We start from the raw sequence: 2,526 nt of genomic DNA on the forward strand, positions 1-2,526 counted from the left end.
ACTCTTTAATCACTTGTTGAGACTGCATCGCAAGCACATATTGGTAGGTAAGCCATGCTCCGTATACCAAAACAGATCCTATAGCAAGCAGTACAAGTAACTTTAAGGCGCGCTTCTCTCCTTTTGTAATCTGAGCAACCTTTGTCATAACAACTCTCTCCTAAAGCAAATAAATACACCCGGAAACTTAATTCATGCCCTTATTGCTGAATTACTAGTTAATTCATAGAAGGATATGAGCCCATGCTATCGGGACTCCAGCACCCTGATATACGTCCTCCCGTACCTTCCTTGAGCCAAGAGGTCAATCTAGCAAAGCTATATCCTTTTTCTTTCACATTGTTGTGAATGCACCATCTGCCCGTACCATGGACTGGTGCATAACCACCAACAGTCATGTTTTTCCATGATCCCGTTTGGCTTTTGCCACCATCTACATACATATTTGCCTTGCCATTACCAATATTTAATGTTGCTATATTTACGTATGTTGGGGTGGTATCCTCTTTACGACGACCAGGAGTTCCCTCAGTTTTATCCCACAGGGTAAATACGAAATTATATTTCGTATCATTCGTGTTAGCCCTCATTGGACTCTTCGAACCAGAAGGAGCTATAAGAGAATCACTTGTTGCTTCATTGATTGGATGTGCGAACGCGGGACTAACTGGAACGCACATGAGTAATACCGCTACTGCCACAGCCCATTTCAGACAACAGCGCTTTCTACCTTGTTGCATGCTTCTTCCTCTCTTTCAAAGTCTCCGGGTGCCTGTACTAAGGCAGATTGTTGTGCTATAGCACGTGTAGCGCTAGTCAACAGGGGTACCAGAGTTGGAAGAATGGGCTGTTTACATGCCTAAACCATGTGAAACAAAATCAACAAGCTTATCTCTACTTGAGATGCCAAGAATTTTGTAACCACTTGAACGCGCCGCGCTAATACTAGAAGAGGAATATCCCAGATGAGAAGCGATTTCTCTTGTCGTGCGTCCGCGCATTACGCCAAGTAGTGACTGGGCTTGAATTTCGCTGAGTCCTCGGGATGCAAAAAGATAAAGAATACGCTCGTCCAGTGACTGAGGCAGCTTATCGCTCAGCTCATAGCTAGAAATCCTGCCAGATATCTGTACGTAGCAGAAGATGGCTGCGGCACACGCCAGCACCGATCCCATGCCCGAGCAAAACAAAAAAATCTGCCTTAGGATGGTGGGGCCACCCAACCACTCAAAGTAGTATGGATTTGCTATCAGCAAGGTTGCATACTTATCAACTGCAATTGAGCCAAAAACTGCTCCAACGCCAAAACAAATAAGACAAACCGACGCGATATGCAGCGCAGACGATAATCCATTTACTGGAGATAGCTCTTCTAAAATGGAGGACAGCCACGGATAGTGCACGAATACGGCCGCAACCACCAGGGGACACCAAGCAAAAATGATATAGGGGCATATATTCCAAATGCCTTGCTGCGCTATCAGTAGCATCCCGCTCACACAGACGATACTTACAGGAATCAGATGGCGTGCTATACGGTGTTTTATCAGTATAAATCCCGACAGGAATACAAGTGTTGCAATAAAGGGGACAAACGCAGGGAGCGCGCACAGTAGTGTGTGAATTCTCCACGACTCCTCAAAAACGAAACCAAGTGTACAGGCGAGTAGGCAGAGCGATATTCGCTCGGCAGCACCTATAGTAGCCACGTGCATCGCACCAGTTTGTAGTTGAGACATCCGTTGGGAGCACTCCCCTTTTAGCCCAAATGTATTTCCATCGCTCACTATCCACGTAGTATCGACTACAAATAAAGCCGTAAAAGCCACTGACACAGCAATCGCAATAAGCCAAGTAATGTCTCCAAATAACGAGAAGGCCATCATCCCCGCTGCAACAGCAACAGCCTGTATAAATTCACCTGCACGACTTGTATGAATTGCTGCTCTGATACATAAAAAAATACATGACGTGAGGCCGACATACGCGAGTAGATACCCTAGGGCAGCATAGTCCAAAAAGCCGTCATCCTCTACGCGTATATAAGTTTGGGTGTACTTTACACATATGCCAACCATAAAAACGATGCCTACAACCAATAAAAATTTTTCTATACTACTAAAGGCTACAGCGTCCTCTTCATCTTTTTCTTCTGTCTGATGAAACTCTGCATACAAACGCAGAGCGCCGCATACAACAAAGGCAAGCGCAACGCCAAGTACGATATGGCGACCTGAGCCCCAGAGCTGATTGGTGGCACCTATAGGTAATAAGAGTAAATAAATAAGTGAAATAGGTCCGCAAAGCTCAAAGCACCTCGGGAGATGTAGCCAACTTGGCAAACTTAGCCGCTGCATCCATTCCAACTGCTCAGACAGCCCCCACTCACCTTGAGAAACATCTGCCAAAGAATCAATGTTTTGAAAACTGTGGTTCTCATTAGCCTGAGTCTCGTCCTCACCACGAGCGCCTGTACTATCATCTGCCCAATTAAGTTGCGACATGAGCTCCTGGCCATCAACAACG

2 protein-coding genes are annotated in these 2,526 nt (G+C 45.7%); both read right to left on the reverse strand.

Going from position 1 to position 2,526, the window contains the following annotated elements:
• Nucleotides 1-218: 218 nt before the first annotated feature.
• Nucleotides 219-590, reverse strand: coding sequence for a DUF2712 domain-containing protein (locus tag Q0X25_RS08460; protein WP_298581246.1), 372 nt, complete (start codon nucleotides 588-590; stop codon nucleotides 219-221).
• A 261-nt stretch (nucleotides 591-851) separates the two neighbouring features.
• A partial coding sequence (locus Q0X25_RS08465) for a hypothetical protein (RefSeq protein WP_298581249.1) occupies nucleotides 852-2,526 on the reverse strand: 1,675 nt, incomplete at its 5' end.

The organism is uncultured Olegusella sp., assembly GCF_947253395.1.
Taxonomy (GTDB): Bacteria; Actinomycetota; Coriobacteriia; order Coriobacteriales; family Atopobiaceae; genus Olegusella.

Excerpts from the sequence above, each read along its gene's own strand:
- Q0X25_RS08460 (WP_298581246.1), bottom strand. The coding sequence starts at position 590 with ATGAGGGCTAACACGAATGATACGAAATATAATTTCGTATTTACCCTG.